Annotated in this window: 16 protein-coding genes; 5 read left to right on the forward strand and 11 right to left on the reverse strand. The window is 59.5% G+C overall.

The features are described from left to right. Nucleotide 1: 1 nt before the first annotated feature. Genes GM608_RS06680 through GM608_RS06705 form a run of 6 tightly spaced genes read right to left on the reverse strand, consistent with a single transcriptional unit; the run spans nucleotide 2 to nucleotide 5836 of the window. Nucleotides 2–844, reverse strand: a complete 843-nt coding sequence (locus GM608_RS06680; RefSeq protein ID WP_103765237.1) for a protein-glutamate O-methyltransferase CheR — start codon at nucleotides 842–844, stop codon at nucleotides 2–4. A 10-nt stretch (nucleotides 845–854) separates the two neighbouring features. Next, entirely contained in the window at nucleotides 855–1382 is a 528-nt protein-coding gene (locus tag GM608_RS06685) for a chemotaxis protein CheW (protein WP_227431512.1), read from the reverse strand. A 23-nt stretch (nucleotides 1383–1405) separates the two neighbouring features. After that, entirely contained in the window at nucleotides 1406–3622 is a 2217-nt protein-coding gene (locus GM608_RS06690; RefSeq protein ID WP_081562773.1) for a chemotaxis protein CheA, read from the reverse strand. Nucleotides 3623–3634: 12 nt separating this feature from the next. After that, nucleotides 3635–4018: a response regulator gene (locus GM608_RS06695; RefSeq protein ID WP_043558224.1), complete on the reverse strand. Its 384-nt coding sequence runs from the start codon at nucleotides 4016–4018 to the stop codon at nucleotides 3635–3637. After that, a complete protein-coding gene (locus tag GM608_RS06700) occupies nucleotides 4008–4310 on the reverse strand; it encodes a hypothetical protein (protein ID WP_081562774.1) in 303 nt (100 codons plus the stop codon). The genes GM608_RS06695 and GM608_RS06700 overlap by 11 nt, the downstream gene beginning before the upstream one ends. Next, a complete protein-coding gene (locus tag GM608_RS06705; RefSeq protein WP_043558218.1) occupies nucleotides 4310–5836 on the reverse strand; it encodes a methyl-accepting chemotaxis protein in 1527 nt (508 codons plus the stop codon). The genes GM608_RS06700 and GM608_RS06705 overlap by 1 nt, the downstream gene beginning before the upstream one ends. Before the next feature lie 439 nt (nucleotides 5837–6275). Between GM608_RS06705 and GM608_RS06710 the strand changes: the two genes are divergently transcribed. Then, nucleotides 6276–6929: a hypothetical protein gene (locus GM608_RS06710; RefSeq protein ID WP_154981160.1), complete on the forward strand. Its 654-nt coding sequence runs from the start codon at nucleotides 6276–6278 to the stop codon at nucleotides 6927–6929. Between the two features lie 44 nt (nucleotides 6930–6973). Here GM608_RS06710 and GM608_RS06715 read toward each other — a convergent pair whose 3' ends face one another. The 5 genes from GM608_RS06715 to GM608_RS06735 all read right to left on the reverse strand — a co-directional run bounded on the left by GM608_RS06715 (nucleotide 6974) and on the right by GM608_RS06735 (nucleotide 11791). Beyond that, nucleotides 6974–7771 (reverse strand): MotE family protein, encoded by a 798-nt coding sequence (locus GM608_RS06715; protein ID WP_081562775.1) that lies wholly within the window; start codon nucleotides 7769–7771, stop codon nucleotides 6974–6976. 32 nt (nucleotides 7772–7803) lie between these two features. Next, entirely contained in the window at nucleotides 7804–8214 is a 411-nt protein-coding gene (flgC, locus tag GM608_RS06720) for a flagellar basal body rod protein FlgC (RefSeq protein ID WP_043558212.1), read from the reverse strand. Nucleotides 8215–8247: 33 nt separating this feature from the next. Further along, nucleotides 8248–8643 (reverse strand): flagellar basal body protein, encoded by a 396-nt coding sequence (locus GM608_RS06725; protein WP_043558209.1) that lies wholly within the window; start codon nucleotides 8641–8643, stop codon nucleotides 8248–8250. Between the two features lie 25 nt (nucleotides 8644–8668). After that, nucleotides 8669–11422, reverse strand: a complete 2754-nt coding sequence (locus GM608_RS06730) for a hypothetical protein (RefSeq protein ID WP_282802942.1) — start codon at nucleotides 11420–11422, stop codon at nucleotides 8669–8671. A 126-nt stretch (nucleotides 11423–11548) separates the two neighbouring features. Continuing rightward, nucleotides 11549–11791 carry a hypothetical protein gene (locus tag GM608_RS06735; RefSeq protein WP_081562777.1) on the reverse strand — a complete coding sequence of 81 codons (243 nt, stop codon included), beginning with the start codon at nucleotides 11789–11791 and terminating at the stop codon, nucleotides 11549–11551. Between the two features lie 214 nt (nucleotides 11792–12005). Between GM608_RS06735 and fliE the strand changes: the two genes are divergently transcribed. From fliE to GM608_RS06755, 4 genes are read left to right on the forward strand one after another with little or no spacing between them, the layout of a single operon-like run. Further along, nucleotides 12006–12362, forward strand: coding sequence for a flagellar hook-basal body complex protein FliE (gene fliE, locus GM608_RS06740; protein WP_043558205.1), 357 nt, complete (start codon nucleotides 12006–12008; stop codon nucleotides 12360–12362). Between the two features lie 29 nt (nucleotides 12363–12391). Further along, a complete protein-coding gene (locus GM608_RS06745; protein ID WP_043558202.1) occupies nucleotides 12392–12667 on the forward strand; it encodes an EscS/YscS/HrcS family type III secretion system export apparatus protein in 276 nt (91 codons plus the stop codon). Next, nucleotides 12668–13513 (forward strand): flagellar biosynthetic protein FliR, encoded by an 846-nt coding sequence (locus tag GM608_RS06750; protein ID WP_227449682.1) that lies wholly within the window; start codon nucleotides 12668–12670, stop codon nucleotides 13511–13513. Between the two features lie 6 nt (nucleotides 13514–13519). Next, nucleotides 13520–14626, forward strand: a complete 1107-nt coding sequence (locus GM608_RS06755) for a flagellar biosynthesis protein FlhB (protein WP_081562778.1) — start codon at nucleotides 13520–13522, stop codon at nucleotides 14624–14626. The last annotated feature ends 2 nt before the right edge of the window (nucleotides 14627–14628 follow it).

The following is a 14628-nucleotide window of genomic DNA, read 5'->3' on the forward strand; positions in this document are numbered from 1 at the left end:
CTCAACCCTTTTTCATGTAGATTGTCGGCGCCACAGCCTCGAGATGGCACTCCCTGATGCAGTCCACCCGCTCGGAATGACCCACATAGAGAAATCCGCCCGGCACCAGCCGTTCGGCAAGCCGCTTCCACAAGGCATTGCGGGTTTCGTCATCGAAATAGATCACGACATTCCGGCAGAAAATGACATCAAACTGACCTTTGAAAGGCCAGTCCCGATTCAGGTTGAGCTGCCGGAACGTGACAAGGCGCCGTATCTCCCGTGCCATGCTGAACTGCGCCATCTCCACGGGTTCCATGTAGGCATCCCGCCAGCGCTGCGGCACACTCTGCACCTCCTCGCCGGGGTACTGGCCAATGCGCCCTGTCTCCACCACTGCGTGGTTGATGTCCGTTGCCAGAATCTTGAGATCCATCCGCAAGGCATCCGGCAGCTCCGCCATGATGGACATGGCCATGCTCCATGGCTCCTGCCCTGTCGAACAGGCTGCCGACCAGAAACGCCCCCGCCCTCCGGCACGCAGTTTCTGCCCCAGCTGGGGCAGGACATGCGTCTCCAGATGTTCAAAATGACTTTTCTCCCGGAAGAACTGCGTCACATTGGTTGTCAGAACACAGATGAGCTCCTTCAGCTCCTCCTGCCCCTCCCTCATGCTGACGTAATCCAGATAATCACGGAAGGACGCCCGCCCGGTAGCACGGATGCGCCGGGACACACGGGAAAACACGAGACTGCGCTTGGAGATGGGCAGACTGATTCCTGCTTCCTGCCGGGCGATCTCCTGCACACGCCGGAAATCAGCCTCCGAGTAGGAGAAACCGCCCTGTGGCTCCATGTTTATCATCGGCCTGCCCTCATCCTGCGGCCGTACCGACGGCCCCATCTCCCAGCAGGCGGGTCAGAACAGTATCCAGCCGCAGGATGCGGATGACACGCTCCCCAATGCTGACAAGACCACTCAGCTCAGCTGCACCACCATCAACGGAAATGGGCTGTATCTCATCCAGGGCAATCTCCGTGATGCCGATCACACTGTCCACAAGCAGCCCGCATGTAGCACGGTTCTGGCCATCCTCAATGATGATGACCACACGCCGCTCATTGTCGGCCTCCGGCACGGCCCCCAGATAGTTGGCAAGATTGACGACCGTTACGATATTGCCGCGGATATTGATGGCCCCTTCCACATAGGCAGGGCAATGCGGCAGGTAGGTCGGGTCTTCGAACTCCCTGATTTCCTTGATGCTCAGGATGGGAATGCAGTATCGCTGGTCCCCCACGGTGAAGATGATCATCTGCTCCCGTCCCCCGGAGGGAAGGGCCGAAGCCCCGTTCACCTGTCCGTCTGTCTGTTTCTTTTCTTCCAGAGACATAAGATCCATGACTTTCTTTCCTGACCTGCCTGTTATGCTGCCCGCTCTGCGATGGCTTCCAGCGCACGGGTATCAACACGTTTCGTTGCGGAAACAATCAGTGTTGAAACATCAAGAATGAGAGACACGCTGCCATCCCCAAGAATGGTTGCAGCCGAAACACCCTTGATCTGGCGGTAATTCTTCTCGATGCTTTTGATGACAACCTGAGCCTGGTCGCGGACACCATCCACCACCAGCGCTGCCCGGGCACCAGCCTCGTTCTCCACGACAAGGACAATCAGCTGCCCCTCTTCCCCGGCGCGACCCATGTGATGGGTCTCTTCCTGCACACTCTCAACCTCCGGGAGGGTCAGCTCGTCTCCCAGATAGATCAGCGGGATGCAGCGCCCCCGCACGGAAACGACATGACTGCCATCCGGAATGGTGTACACATCATCCTTCAGCTGCACCGTGACAAGTTCCACAACGGATGATACCGGCACAACCATGGTGGACCCACGGCACTCGATGAGCATCCCATCCAGCACGGCGAGGGTCAGCGGCAGGCTGAGGGTGAAGAGTGTCCCCTTGCCCTGCGTGCTCTTGATGTTCACACGCCCACCAAGATTCTGGATGGCCTGCTTGACCACATCCATCCCGACACCCCGCCCCGAAAGGTCGGATACGGTTTCAGCGGTGGAAAAGCCCGGAGCGAAGATCAGCTCGTTGATCTCATTTTCCCCGAGCGATGCCCCGGAGGGGACAATCCCCCGTTTGATGGCTGTCTGAAGGACACGCTGGGTATTGATCCCACCGCCATCATCCCTGATCTCGATGAGAATGCGCCCGGAACGGTGACGGGCGGAGAGCCATATCGTACCCTGAGCCGGTTTCCCTGCCGCAAGACGGGCCTGCGGGGTCTCAATCCCGTGGTCCACCGCATTGCGCAGCATATGGGTCAGCGGATCCGTCAGGTTTTCGATAAGGGTCCGGTCAACCTCTGTCTCCTCCCCTTCCAGCACGAGCGCCACATCCTTGTCCGCCAGGCTGCTGGCCTCCCGCACTACACGCTGCATCCGCTGGAACACGTTGCGGACAGGCTGTGCACGGATCGCCATGACGGCTTCCTGAATATCCCGTGTCAGTGTCTTGATGACAGCCAGCCGCTTGAGCAGTTCCGGGTCATACAAGGCTCCCTCCCGTGTCAGGGCTGATTCAAGAGAGGCCTGGCCAATGACCATCTCCCCGACCATGTCCATCAACATGCCGATCCGCCCGATATCAACACGGATGGAAGCGTTCTGCTCCCGCTTGCGCCCCGATTTTGCCGGAGCAGCAGGAGCGGCGGCCTGTGCCTCACTTTCCACGGTCTCGGCAGGCACGGGAACCGCCGGAGCCATCTCCTGGACAGCCGGACTTTCCACAGCATCCGCCTCGACCGTATCGTCAGTCTGCTCCTCACGGGCAATCTGAAAATCGCAGACATCACCAACCCAGTCGAAGACGGCCTGGATATCATCCTCGGCCGTGCCGCCCGGAGGTTCCGGCAGACGGACCGTCCAGCCCAGGCAAGCCTCCTCAGGCGCCAGCTCTGACAGCACGGGCAGGTCCTGCGTGTTGCACGTTACATCCATGGCCCCGGCATCTTCGGCCGGCAGCAGCTCCTTCAGGCCCAGCAGAAGATTCCGGGCGTCATCGCCACGGCTGTACAGTTCAGCCTGTGGCCGGAAGGTCACGACCAGCTTCGGCCGGGAAGATTCACCGCCCTCTTCGGCTGGCTCATCAAAATCGAAGCCACCCAGATCTACCGTCACGGGGGTAAAATCTTCCGGAACAGGGGTTTCCCCCACGTCAGAAGCAGCGGGGGCATCCCCCCCTTGACCGATGATCGCCTCCAGCTTGCGGACAGTCTCGTCTATCCGCCCGCCATCAACCTCATCCCCGGCCTGTTTCGCCTCGGCCACCAGATCACTGAGAAGGTCCATCGCCAGAAAGAACGTCTTGATGATGGCCGGGTCCGGCTCCACCTGACCGGACCGCAGACCATCCAACGCACTTTCATAGACATGGGCAAAACGGACGAGACGGTCCAGACCGAAGGACGCCGCTCCACCCTTGATGGAATGTACCGCCCGGAAAATGGCATTGATGGTTTCCTGACTGGACTCCTCCGCAGAAAGTTCACCCAGCCCGCTTTCCAGCTCGGGGAGCAGCTCATCACATTCCTCAAAGAATATCTTGAGAATATCATCCATGACGTCGCCCATATCCACGCTCCCTTACGCTGTAACCCGCCGGATGGCCCATACGAGCTTCTCGGCATTGAAGGGCTTGGCTATCCACCCCGTAGCCCCGAGGGATCTGGCCCGGTTCTTCTTCTCCTCATCCGTTTCGGTCGTCAGGCAGATGATGGGAATACTGGAGAAAGCCTCCAGTTTCCGCACCGCCTCGATGAACTGGAAACCGTCCATCCGGGGCATGTTGATGTCCGTGATGATGGCCTGCGGCATGGGGTCCGCCTGCTGCAGCACCTCCAGCCCTTCAACACCATCACCCCCCTGGATGACATCATAACCGGCCTCACTGAGGGCCTTGCGCAGGACACCCTGCATGGTGCGGGAGTCATCAACCGTCAGGACTCTCACCTTCGGTTCATCCGTCATGGCGGCTCTCCTTCTCATCCATCGATTCCAGAAGCTGCTGCTGGACACCAAACAGCGTGAAGGCTTCCGCTGCCTTGTCAGAACACGGGCCAACTTTCAGCCCGCTGGCCAGAAGGAGCTGAAGGCACAGCCCCCCGACATAATCGACCCCGGAAGCATCCAGCAGTGGCGTCGTCCCTTCTGCCGCTCCGATCTCCTCCAGAAGAAGAGCCTTCAGCCCTGCCGCCGCACCGGTATCCAGACGCTGCGGCAGAGAAATGAGGGGGATTCCCTCCTGTACTGCCGCCGCCATCAGAAATGATCCCAGCCTGCTTCATCATCAGAGTGGGTCGGCAATATCTTGCCATCCTGCTGGATCTCACCACGCTGGCTGCTCAGCATTGGCGTGCTGCTCTTCGGCTGTGTCTGGGCAGCTGTCTCATTGGGAAGGGCCGGACGCTCATGAGAAAGCTTCAGGCTCTGGCTGGAACCAATGGTGAAAGTTGCCAGTGTCTGACGCAGCTTGACGGTCTGGGTGGTCAGGTTATGGCTGGCTGCCGTGGATTCTTCGACCATCGCCGCATTCTGCTGGGTCATGCCATCCATGCTGCTCACAGCATCGGAGACTTCTGCCAGGCTGCGGGCCTGTTCCTCAGTCGCCTTGGAGACAACCTCCACCCGATCCGCCAGAGCTTCCGTCCCTTCTTCCACATCCTTGAGCAGACCGCTGGTCCGGGCCACAAGGCGGACACCCTCCTGCACATGGGCTGTGGCGGTTTCCAGCACGTCACGGATCATGTCAGCCGCCTTGGCGGACTGCTCTGCCAGGGACTGGACCTCCTTGGCGACCACGGCAAAACCACGTCCGGCTTCACCGGCACGGGCCGCCTCCACACTGGCATTGAGTGCCAGCACGTTGGTCTTGAACGCAATGTCACTGACAGAGCGTGTGATCTGCACGATATCATCAGACGAGGTCTTGATGGAGTTCATCGCCACGCTGGTCTGTTCCATCCCGTTAGAGGCCGTCTTGACCTTTTCCAGCGTTGCCTTGGTCTCGCTGCTGGCATGGGAACAGTTGCTGGCCGTGACCTTGAAGCCGGAAGCGATCGATTTGACAGAAGCCGTTACCTGGCCAAGGCTTGCGGCCTGACGCTCCGTACGCTTTGCCAGATCATCTGATGCCGTGGAGATTTCACTGGCCCCGTTGGCGATCATGTTGGAGCTTTCCGCCACGACGGACAAAGCGCCGCCAAGGCCTGTCAGGGATTCATTGAAAGCCTCCCGCACGGGACCGAATTCACCATCAAACAGGGCACTGGTAATGCGGATGGACAGATTGCCCTGTGCCAGAAGCTGCATGACACGGTTCAGCTCTTCCACGACGGCATGTGTGCGGGCCTCACGCTCCTTGAGCTTTTCCGTCGTTTCCAGCGCCTTGTTCACAGCCTCGCTGTGCGCCTTTTCTGCTGCCTTCTGCTCCTGGAGGCTCAGGGCGAAAGAGGCCAGCATCCGGCCAACGCGTCCAACACAGTTTGTCCTGTTCTCATACAGGCTGAGATCAGGACTTTCACCACGGCTCAGGCCCATACCCATTGCCGTCAGCTTTTCAATGGGTTCGGTCAGGGCCTTGGTAAGGAAAAACCATACGGTCCAGACAAGCACCATCCCAAAGAGAAGTGTTGCCATATTGATGATGGAAACACGGCTGAAGATGCCACTCTGAACATAACCGACACCCTCCACGAGAAGCTGCACGGCGAGATAGAGCTCGATGGCCAGCATTGCCACCCGTACCTGCACGCGGAACGGGGCTGACTTATACAACCAGTTGAACATGAAAACGTCCCATCCCTCTAGAAATTTCATTCCTTCCGTCAACATGACCAAAGGCTTGGCTGATGACAGAGACTCAAGACATGAATTCTAAAAAAGACCATACAAATGCATGGTTTAGACTTGATTATGCCCAAAACATGATGAAATTTTTAACGGAATAAAAGACATTTTTTTGAAAACAATGAATAAACTATCAAAACTTAACCTGTTTTAAGGGTAAATCTGTATTTTATTTACTATCGACAGCTGTAAGATCACATGACTCCGGTCATGATCCCACAGCTTCAGATTGCTGAATTGGCACACCTCCCCGAGGAACTGTAAAATCGTGCGGACGTATTTTCTGCAGAACACCATCACAACTGCTTTATGACCTGATGTTGTTCAGAATTTTACGATATGGGATCAGCCTTTCACCAATCCATCTTTTGAGACCAGCATGAAAAAACAGAAAAAGTGCCTCCCCAAACCCCTCTGCACCATTCTGGCCCTTGCGCTGCTGCTCCTGCCCGGCGCAGGCCGTGCAGGGTCCACAATTCAGGATGTCCGTGATACGGTCCGGGTCATTCCCATCAAGCTGGACACGGAAGCGCAGGTTCCCATCCAGAAAGGGGAAGTCCTGAAACTTCTCAAACTCTATCACGACAATGCCAATGCGTGGTCATGGAACGAATATCTCGCCTTTGAACCCTGCCCCCGCGAAGCAGCCCTTCTCTGTGCCGTGCCTTTCCGGGACACGCAGGGAAAGGAGTACAGCCTGAGAGATGCACCACATGACGGTGAAGATGCCCTGACCACCGTTGGTTTCTACACAGTGCAGAGCGCACAGGGACGATGGAACCTGTTCATGATCCGCATGGAACGGCCTCTGGGGGATTCAACCTACGCAAAAACGGAAACAACAGCCCATGTCAGCCTCTTCAGGCTGGCTCCCCATGACACGGACGGGGCCACGCCGGAAAATAACTACTTCGAGGAAATCGCTACCCTGCCCATGGGCGGATACTGCAACAGCACGGTAGCTCTGGCCTCCTTCCTCAAACAGCCTCTCCCCCCCGGCACAGCACCCGATGGCTGCATGCAGGGCCAGTAAGACACATCACAGCTCCCTCCCAATGATCACGGAGGGAGCGAACCTCACGGTGCGATGTTGGAATCGATCGGACTGTTCATACGGTTGATCGTATCGGGACTGAGCTTGCGGATGCCCGCCAGATACTGGGAAAGAATATTGGCACGGTCGGGCTGCATGTTGCCAATAACATCCGAAATCCGGCGGGGAATCATGTGCTGGGCCACAGGGACCAGCACCCGCATATCCAGAATATTGAACATGGCCGCCGCATCACGTGGAGGCATCTGCTCGTAGATATGGGCCAGGCGAGCAATGCTCTGCTCGACATCCTGCCGGCGCTGCTCCTGCTGGGCAGAAAGTTCGGAAGCATTCCGGCCCAGTGCCTGTAATTTTTCGTCCAGCTCCTTCTGCTCCTGCTCGAGAGCCTTCTGCTGGTGCTGGAAACGTTCCGCCTCTCCCTGCATGGCCTGCCGATGCGAGGCAAGGTCGTCATTCAGCCCCCGTTCAGCCAGACGGACACGGGAATCAGGCTGTTCCTCATCAACCTGCCCGGTGGCAGGATCATCATCCGCAAGACCATTGGCTGGCGTCCAGCCCTGGAGGTGGTTCAGAAACAGGCGCTGCCTGCTGGGCCGCACTGTCTCTGGCGCTTTCACACCCGCAGGCGGCGGTGCAGGTACCGCCTTTGCAGCCTTGCCCTGCGGGGCGGCCTCCCCCGACTTTCCATGAGCTGTCTCGGTCTGGGCAGAAGAACTGCTGATCTGTGCCGCAAGGGAATGAAGATTCAACGCCAGCAGCACCGTCATCAGGCAGGAGGCAAGATTGGTGATCCTGCTCAGGGAGAATCCCTTTTTTCTCATGGATCTGACATTCCCTCTCATGGCGTTCTTCCTCAATCCTTCATCAGATTGATGGCCCGTGCCAGCATGGACCGGGTCACCTGCATCGTATTGAGATTGGCCTCGTAAGAGTGCTGGGCATCGTGACTGTCCATGATCTCCACGATGGAGCTGACATTTGGCATCTTCACATAGCCCTGTTCATTGGCCGCCGGATGGGCCGGGTCATACCGCATCTGGAAGTCGGACTGATCCTCCCCGACAGAGCGGATCGACACACTGGAAACACCACTCGCACGGTCCAGTGCTTCCCGGAATGTCACTGTCTTGCGGCGATACGGGTCAGCCCCGGGCGATGCGCCCGTCGTCTCCGCATTGGCAAGATTCTCGGCAGCAACCCGCAGGCGGGCTGTCTGTGCTCTCATCCCGGCCGCTGAAACACCAATCGTGTCGGAAAAATCCATCCTCTCCTCCTCTCTCCTTTACCGCACCACGACTTACTGGCCACTACCGCCAAGGGCCATGCCGTAAAGCCCCATGTACCGGCCATATACGGTAGTGGCGAAACGCTGCTGATCACTCGTCTGGGCGATTTTCCCCAGCTCGTCCTCCAGCACCACACGGTTGCCATCCAGCGAGGCCCGACCGCCCTGCCTGCGGGCATGTGTTTCCCCCGCAGGCCCCAGCATGTGCCCCGGCTGTGTACGCGTCAGCGCCACGGCATGGGCAGTCTCCAGAACACCCTGAAACGGCGAAACATCCTTCGGGCTGTAATGAGGCGTGTTGGCATTGGCGACGTTGCCCGCCAGCACGGATTCACGATTCTGGAGCCAGCTCATCCGCCGCTCGGCCAGGTTCAGAAGGTCCGTCCCGCCCGTATGTGTCACACTCATCCCACGTCACTCCTTCCTCATGCGCTCACTGTGCCTGCTGGGCCGATACAAGAAGACGGAACATCCGTCCGGCATCACCCTCAAAAGGCCGATCCCCCACACGATTGCGTATCCACTCCAGCGCACCTGCATCTCCGGCCCGGGAAGCATCCGATGCCAGCCGCAGGGCAAGAAGCTGCTGAGACACCGTCATGTCTCCCTGCGGTGGCAGAAGCTGCATCACCATGCTGCGCAGATCCGCCACGGCAGGAGACCATTCTTCCCGATTCTCATGGATATGGGCCCGTATGTCCGCTGCCTGCGGGTCCTGATCCGCTCCCAGAAGATACAGGGCGACCTCCGGCTTGCCCGAGGCAGCCGCCATGCTGGCCATGAGACGGGTCCGGCGTGCCGTTTCCTGTGGGGGCAGGGACGCCCCACCCGTATCCGCCAATGTGGCCGAGGCCTTGTCCAGCTGCCCCCGTCTGATCTCATTCTCGGCCAAGGCATCCCCGGCAGCAGCCCGGTCCTGCGGGTCTGTCATCATGGGAATGGCCGTGTTCATGGCATTCCCGGCCTGTTCCTCCAGCCCCAGCCGGCCAAGCAGCCGCCCATAGGCCAACAGCAGGTTGCCCTTCTTTGCGCTGGCCGGGAGATCCTGCATGTGCGCCTTCAGCAGGGCGGCTTCATGCAGCAGGGTGGCCTCATTCTGCGACCCACCACCATCAGGCCCGGGCAGCCCCTGAACAACGCCCGACAGCGCTGCGGACAGCAGGGCCTGCATCCTTGCTTCATCATGAGGCGGTGCTGCCTGACGGGCCTGATCCAGCGCCTGAAGAGCAGCTTCCCACTGATGGGCCCGTATATCGGCCCCAGCCCGCAGCATGTTGACAATCCCATCACGACCAGACAGCCGGGCATCTGGCAAAAGCGACGCATATTGCCGGGCCGCTTTTTCTGCCGGGAGGTGCCCGTCCCGCAGGCTCAGGGCCACACCCTCTTCCATCGCCTTCTCGGCAATGACAGGGTCATGATCCACAGAGAGGGCCTCCAGCAGGCTGGTGGCCTTCTTCTCATCCCCATCCCGCAGAGCACGCACGGCCTGAATGAAACGGAATTCACTGCCCTCTGGCAGGAAATCCAGCGCCTTGCGGTCCGCTGGCGTGCCACGGCGGGCAATGAGTTCCGCCGCCATGGGCAGCAGAGACGCCCGCAACGGCTCCGGATAATTCAGCAGACGTGGCATGTCCCGGGCCAGCAGCCGGGCCGCCTCGGCGTCATTCCCCCCGGCGGCGGCCTCATACAGGCCCTGCCACAGTTTTGTGGCCCGCATGGCCTGCTCCGGCCATTCCTGCATCAGCTGGGCCGCACCTTTCATCCGGCCTGCAAGCAGGTCAGTCGCCGCCAGAAAAAATCTTACATCCGGCCGGAAAGCTTCTTCCGGGTCATCTTCCAGAGCGACATCCATGATGGCCCGTGCATCGGGGAAGGCACCAACACCCAGAGCAGCCCGGGCTGCGTCCAGCCGTTTACCAAAACGTTCACCAGGAGATGAATCCGCTGCCGCCACAAGAGCCTGACGATAACGCTCCTGCGCCTGTGGAGCGGCAAGATGTTTCAGGCCAAGCCAGTTCAGGTCCACATCACTGGCGTAAACGGCCCGGTCCATATCAGCCAGAGGGCGGTCATCAGCCCGCTGGAGCAGGTCTCCCTGCATGATGGCCCGCATGACCACCTGCGGCGGCTCATGCTGGGCAATCACCACGCCTTCCATGGAAGGCCAGACATCATAATCCCTGCCCTTGCGCAGGGAGAGCAGGCCGCCATCATCCAGTGTCGTGGTCCCCACGACCAGAGACGTGCCTGATGCCGGGTCCTTGATGGAAAAGACACGTCCCGGCCGCCGCATGGGGAACAGGAGGCCATCCCCCCGTAACCGGGGCGTGATCTCCGGCCTGTCCGTATAATCCATGCCCGGCGGTGGCTGATCCCCTAGCACCCATCCATCACTCTGCTGGGAAAGGTAAAGCTGGCGCGTATCAGGCACTGGCAGGCTGATCATTGTCAGGTCAGGCAGGGTTGTCACACCCAGGCGGCTGAACATGCCATCCCCACGCAGGGCAGAGACATCCATGGGCTGACGGGCATCCACCAGAATGATGAAGCGGTCTCCACTCTGATAAGCCGCAATGCCCATCTGCCCGGGCACGGGAATCAGAATCCTGTTGCGGGACGGCGCAGATACAGCCGGTTCGTTTCCCGCTGGCTGGGAAGGCACAGCCAGCCCCGGTTTTGCAGCATCTGCCTCACGCCCCTCCGCCTGTAAAAATTGATGAAGGGACTGATCCCTGTGCTCCGCCCTGTGATCAGCTGAAGGCGCCTCTGGAGGTGTTTTCTGCGGGGGCGCCCCACCCTGGGCAGCACCAACACCAAGCACATGCGCCCCCCACCCCGCAGGAACCCCCTGCAAAAGCGGATCGCCTGCTTTCACATGGTCCTGCACCTGCAGGGGCGGCGGCACGGCAGGGCGCCCCCGCACCTGATGATGCGGAGAAACGGGACGGGGATGGCCATGATGGGGATTCGCCTGGGACTGCCTGTGCTCCGATGCTGGCTGAGAGTGTGACGGACCAGCTCCAGCCGAGGCCTCATCCATGAAGGGTGAAGACGTCCTGGCGGGCCCCTGCGCAGCCAGCGCCGTACCCGACAGCCACATCTGGCTGCCCACCACAGGCCCACCCAGCATGATGAGACCGGCAACACCACAGCCGGCCCTGCGCCAGATTCCATCGCCTGCCATGGCTTTAGAGACAGCCTTATGAACAGCGCATAGCATGGTGCTGCACCCCTTCATGCTCCTTGATCCGTTCCCGCATCCCCTATTTTCACGCAGAGCGGAGACCGCCCCGCATGACATGACCGGCCATCAGGCCAGAAGATTGACGAAGCTGGCCGTGGCAGAGTTTTTACGGACTCCTTTGGCACTGGGCACGACCTGACCCGTAGCATCGAACTGCATGGAGGCCTCCGCCCCATTGCTGCGCTGGGAAGAAACCTGCACACGGCCTGCCTTCTCCGACATGGCAGCTTTACGCATCTCATTGGCCTGCTGGGCTGTCTTGACCCGCATGGCTGAAGCGATTTCGGAAGCCACTGATGCGTCTGACATGATTCTTTTCTCCCTGATATTTCATTCTGCAACACTCAGATGGCCATTCTGATACCGAATACAGAAGGAAAAACAAAGCCATTTGCAGACGTATATATGAAAATAACCTTACATAAACCTTCTGTTAAAAGAAAAAACATGGCGTTATGCCGAAATGGCTATTACAAACAGGCCACCATCATACCCATGACGGAAAGGAGGCCATAACCAGCCCATGTCCCTATCCAGCATTGCCAGTTCCGCAGCACAGAGCTTCGATGCCGGGCAGGCCTATGGCCGGGCACAGCAGCTCAGCCAGACCAGCAGCCCCGCCAGCGCAGGCCCTGCCGACGAAACAGAAAGCACCGATGCCGTTTCCAGCTTCAGCCACGTGCTGGACAACGCCATCCGGGGTGCCATCAACACAGGCAAAGTCGCCGAGAGCCAGACCGCCCAGGCACTTTCCGGCAAAGGCAACATGTCCGATGTCGTCGCCTCTGTCGAAGAAGCCAAACTGACACTCCAGACGGTCACCACCCTGCGGGACCGCTTTGTCAGCGCCTATCAGGATGTCATGCGGATGTCCGTCTGACCGGCACGGCAGGAAACAGGAGGACACCCATGGGTCACGCTGTTGATGTTCAGGAGATCCTGCGTCAGACACTGCTGGTTGCTGTCAAGCTGGGAGCTCCTTCTCTTCTGGCGTCCCTCCTGGCCGGGCTCTGTGTTTCACTGTTCCAGGCCATGACACAGGTCAGTGAGGCCACGCTGTCCTTCGTGCCGAAATTCATCGCCGCCATGGCCACGCTGATCCTGACAGCTTCCTTCATGCATGCCACCATCCATGCCTATGCGGAAATGATCTTCGACCAGCTCATCAAGGCCGGGGGAGTGTGAATGCTGTCCCTCTCCGACTTTTTCGGCTCGCCTGACCTCGCTGCCCCTCACGGATCGCTGGCCGTACTGACGGGCATGTTTGCCATCATTCTCTGCCGTGTCAGTGCGGTTGTCATGCTGGCACCAGGGCTGGGTGAAAGCGGAGCACCAGCACGGGTACGGGCCGGCCTCTGCCTGGTAATCACGCTGGCGCTTCTGCCCGTCCTCCAGCAGCGCCTGGTAGCCGTGTCAGGGGAGGCCCTGCGGATGCCCGCCATGGCTCTCCGACTGATTGCCGGGGAGCTCCTCTGTGGCTTCTTCCTCGGGATGCTGGCCCGACTGCTGACCATGTCGCTTGCCATCGCCGGGCAGATCATTGCCGTCTTCACCGGCATGGCCAGTGTCATCCAGACAGACAGCCAGCTTGGGGCCTCCAGCACAGCCGTCAGCCACATGACAAGCGCTCTGGCGCCCATCATTCTCTTTTCCACCGGTCTGTACGCCCTGCCCCTGCTGGCGCTGTCCGGTTCCTACACGCTTTTCCCGGCGGGGCATGTCACAGCCATGATCGTCGGAGACATGGCCACCGACATGACACGGGCTGTCAGCACCAGCTTTCTCATTGCCATGCAGCTGGCAGCCCCCTATCTGCTGTTGGGCACCCTCTGGCCAGCCATGCTGGGCGTGCTGAACCGCCTCATGCCCTCCATACAGGTCTATTCCCTGGCCATTCCGGCCCAGATTCTGGGAGGCATCCTGCTCCTGGCCCTGCTGATCCAGATTCTGACAGGCACATGGGCCGAAAAGATGCAGCTCCACCTCTCCACCCTGCCAGGTCTCATCGCTCCCGCCAGTCCTCCGGTCTGACCTCCCATGGCGGAAGAGAATGGCAGTGGCGGTGGTGAAAAGTCACAAGCCCCAACAGAAAAGCGCCTCCAGAAAGCCCGTGAGGAAGGCAATGTTGCCCAGTCCAAGGAACTGCTGATCCTTGTGGCCCTGGGGACGTTTCTCCTCGTATTCGCCCTGAGCATTCCGGCCTCGGCACGCCAGTTCATGCATGAGATGAACGGCCTTCTTCTCAATTTCGGCCTTGTCCCCAACGACCCGGCTGCCCTGTATGGTTTCACCCTCCACGCCATCATGGCGGGCCTGCACCTCATCGCCCCGCTCATGGGCACAGGGGCCTGCGCCATCCTGATGGGCGGCGTGCTCCAGACAGGGTTCCTCTTCCGCCCCGCCGCCCTGAAGCCGGATATCAGCCGTCTTTCTCCCCTGAAAGGCATCAAGCGGATTGTCGGCCTCAATAATCTGATCGAGCTGCTCAAGACCATTGCCAAGATCACCGTATTCAGCCTGATTCTCTACAAGGTTGCCCTTCAGACCGTGTCTCTGGCCCCACAGACAGAACGATGGACAACCTGGCAGCTCGTCAACGCCATGAAGTCATGGTTCATCTACGCAGGTTTCATGGTGCTGGCCATACAGTGCATCATCACCGGGCTGGATGAGGTCTGGTCCCGCTATCACCGCTTTTCCAAACTGCGGATGAGCCTTCAGGACATCAAGGATGAGATGAAGCAGAGCGAGGGTGACCCGCAGATGAAAGCCCGCCTCCGGCAGCTCCGGCTGAGCCGCTCCCGCCGCCACATGAAAAAAGCCGTGCAGGAAGCCACGGTCATCGTGGTCAACCCGACCCATTATGCAGTTGCCATACGCTATGACCAGCATGACGGGACGGCTCCGCAGATCGTTGCCAAGGGAACGGACGAACTGGCATTCCGCATCCGTGACATCGCCCGGGAGGCGAAGATTCCTGTCATGTCCAACCCGCCACTGGCACGGGCCCTGCATGCCTTGCCGCTGGACAGTGAAATCCCCGAAGAATTCTGGAAACCTGTCGCCACCATCATTGCCTACGTCGTACGGCTCAAAACCCCTGGTGCCCGTGCAGCACGCCCTGCAGAAGCAGGTCCTTCCTGACT

It is taken from the genome of Bombella sp. ESL0380, from assembly GCF_009725805.1.
GTDB lineage: Bacteria > Pseudomonadota > Alphaproteobacteria > Acetobacterales > Acetobacteraceae > Bombella > Bombella apis.

Excerpts from the sequence above, each read along its gene's own strand:
- GM608_RS06680 (WP_103765237.1), bottom strand. The coding sequence starts at position 844 with ATGATAAACATGGAGCCACAGGGCGGTTTCTCCTACTCGGAGGCTGAT.
- GM608_RS06685 (WP_227431512.1), bottom strand. The coding sequence starts at position 1,382 with ATGGATCTTATGTCTCTGGAAGAAAAGAAACAGACAGACGGACAGGTG.
- GM608_RS06690 (WP_081562773.1), bottom strand. The coding sequence starts at position 3,622 with ATGGGCGACGTCATGGATGATATTCTCAAGATATTCTTTGAGGAATGT.
- GM608_RS06695 (WP_043558224.1), bottom strand. The coding sequence starts at position 4,018 with ATGACGGATGAACCGAAGGTGAGAGTCCTGACGGTTGATGACTCCCGC.
- GM608_RS06700 (WP_081562774.1), bottom strand. The coding sequence starts at position 4,310 with ATGGCGGCGGCAGTACAGGAGGGAATCCCCCTCATTTCTCTGCCGCAG.
- GM608_RS06705 (WP_043558218.1), bottom strand. The coding sequence starts at position 5,836 with ATGTTCAACTGGTTGTATAAGTCAGCCCCGTTCCGCGTGCAGGTACGG.
- GM608_RS06710 (WP_154981160.1), top strand. The coding sequence starts at position 6,276 with ATGAAAAAACAGAAAAAGTGCCTCCCCAAACCCCTCTGCACCATTCTG.
- GM608_RS06715 (WP_081562775.1), bottom strand. The coding sequence starts at position 7,771 with ATGAGAAAAAAGGGATTCTCCCTGAGCAGGATCACCAATCTTGCCTCC.
- flgC (WP_043558212.1), bottom strand. The coding sequence starts at position 8,214 with ATGGATTTTTCCGACACGATTGGTGTTTCAGCGGCCGGGATGAGAGCA.
- GM608_RS06725 (WP_043558209.1), bottom strand. The coding sequence starts at position 8,643 with ATGAGTGTGACACATACGGGCGGGACGGACCTTCTGAACCTGGCCGAG.
- GM608_RS06730 (WP_282802942.1), bottom strand. The coding sequence starts at position 11,422 with ATGGCAGGCGATGGAATCTGGCGCAGGGCCGGCTGTGGTGTTGCCGGT.
- GM608_RS06735 (WP_081562777.1), bottom strand. The coding sequence starts at position 11,791 with ATGTCAGACGCATCAGTGGCTTCCGAAATCGCTTCAGCCATGCGGGTC.
- fliE (WP_043558205.1), top strand. The coding sequence starts at position 12,006 with ATGTCCCTATCCAGCATTGCCAGTTCCGCAGCACAGAGCTTCGATGCC.
- GM608_RS06745 (WP_043558202.1), top strand. The coding sequence starts at position 12,392 with ATGGGTCACGCTGTTGATGTTCAGGAGATCCTGCGTCAGACACTGCTG.
- GM608_RS06750 (WP_227449682.1), top strand. The coding sequence starts at position 12,668 with ATGCTGTCCCTCTCCGACTTTTTCGGCTCGCCTGACCTCGCTGCCCCT.
- GM608_RS06755 (WP_081562778.1), top strand. The coding sequence starts at position 13,520 with ATGGCGGAAGAGAATGGCAGTGGCGGTGGTGAAAAGTCACAAGCCCCA.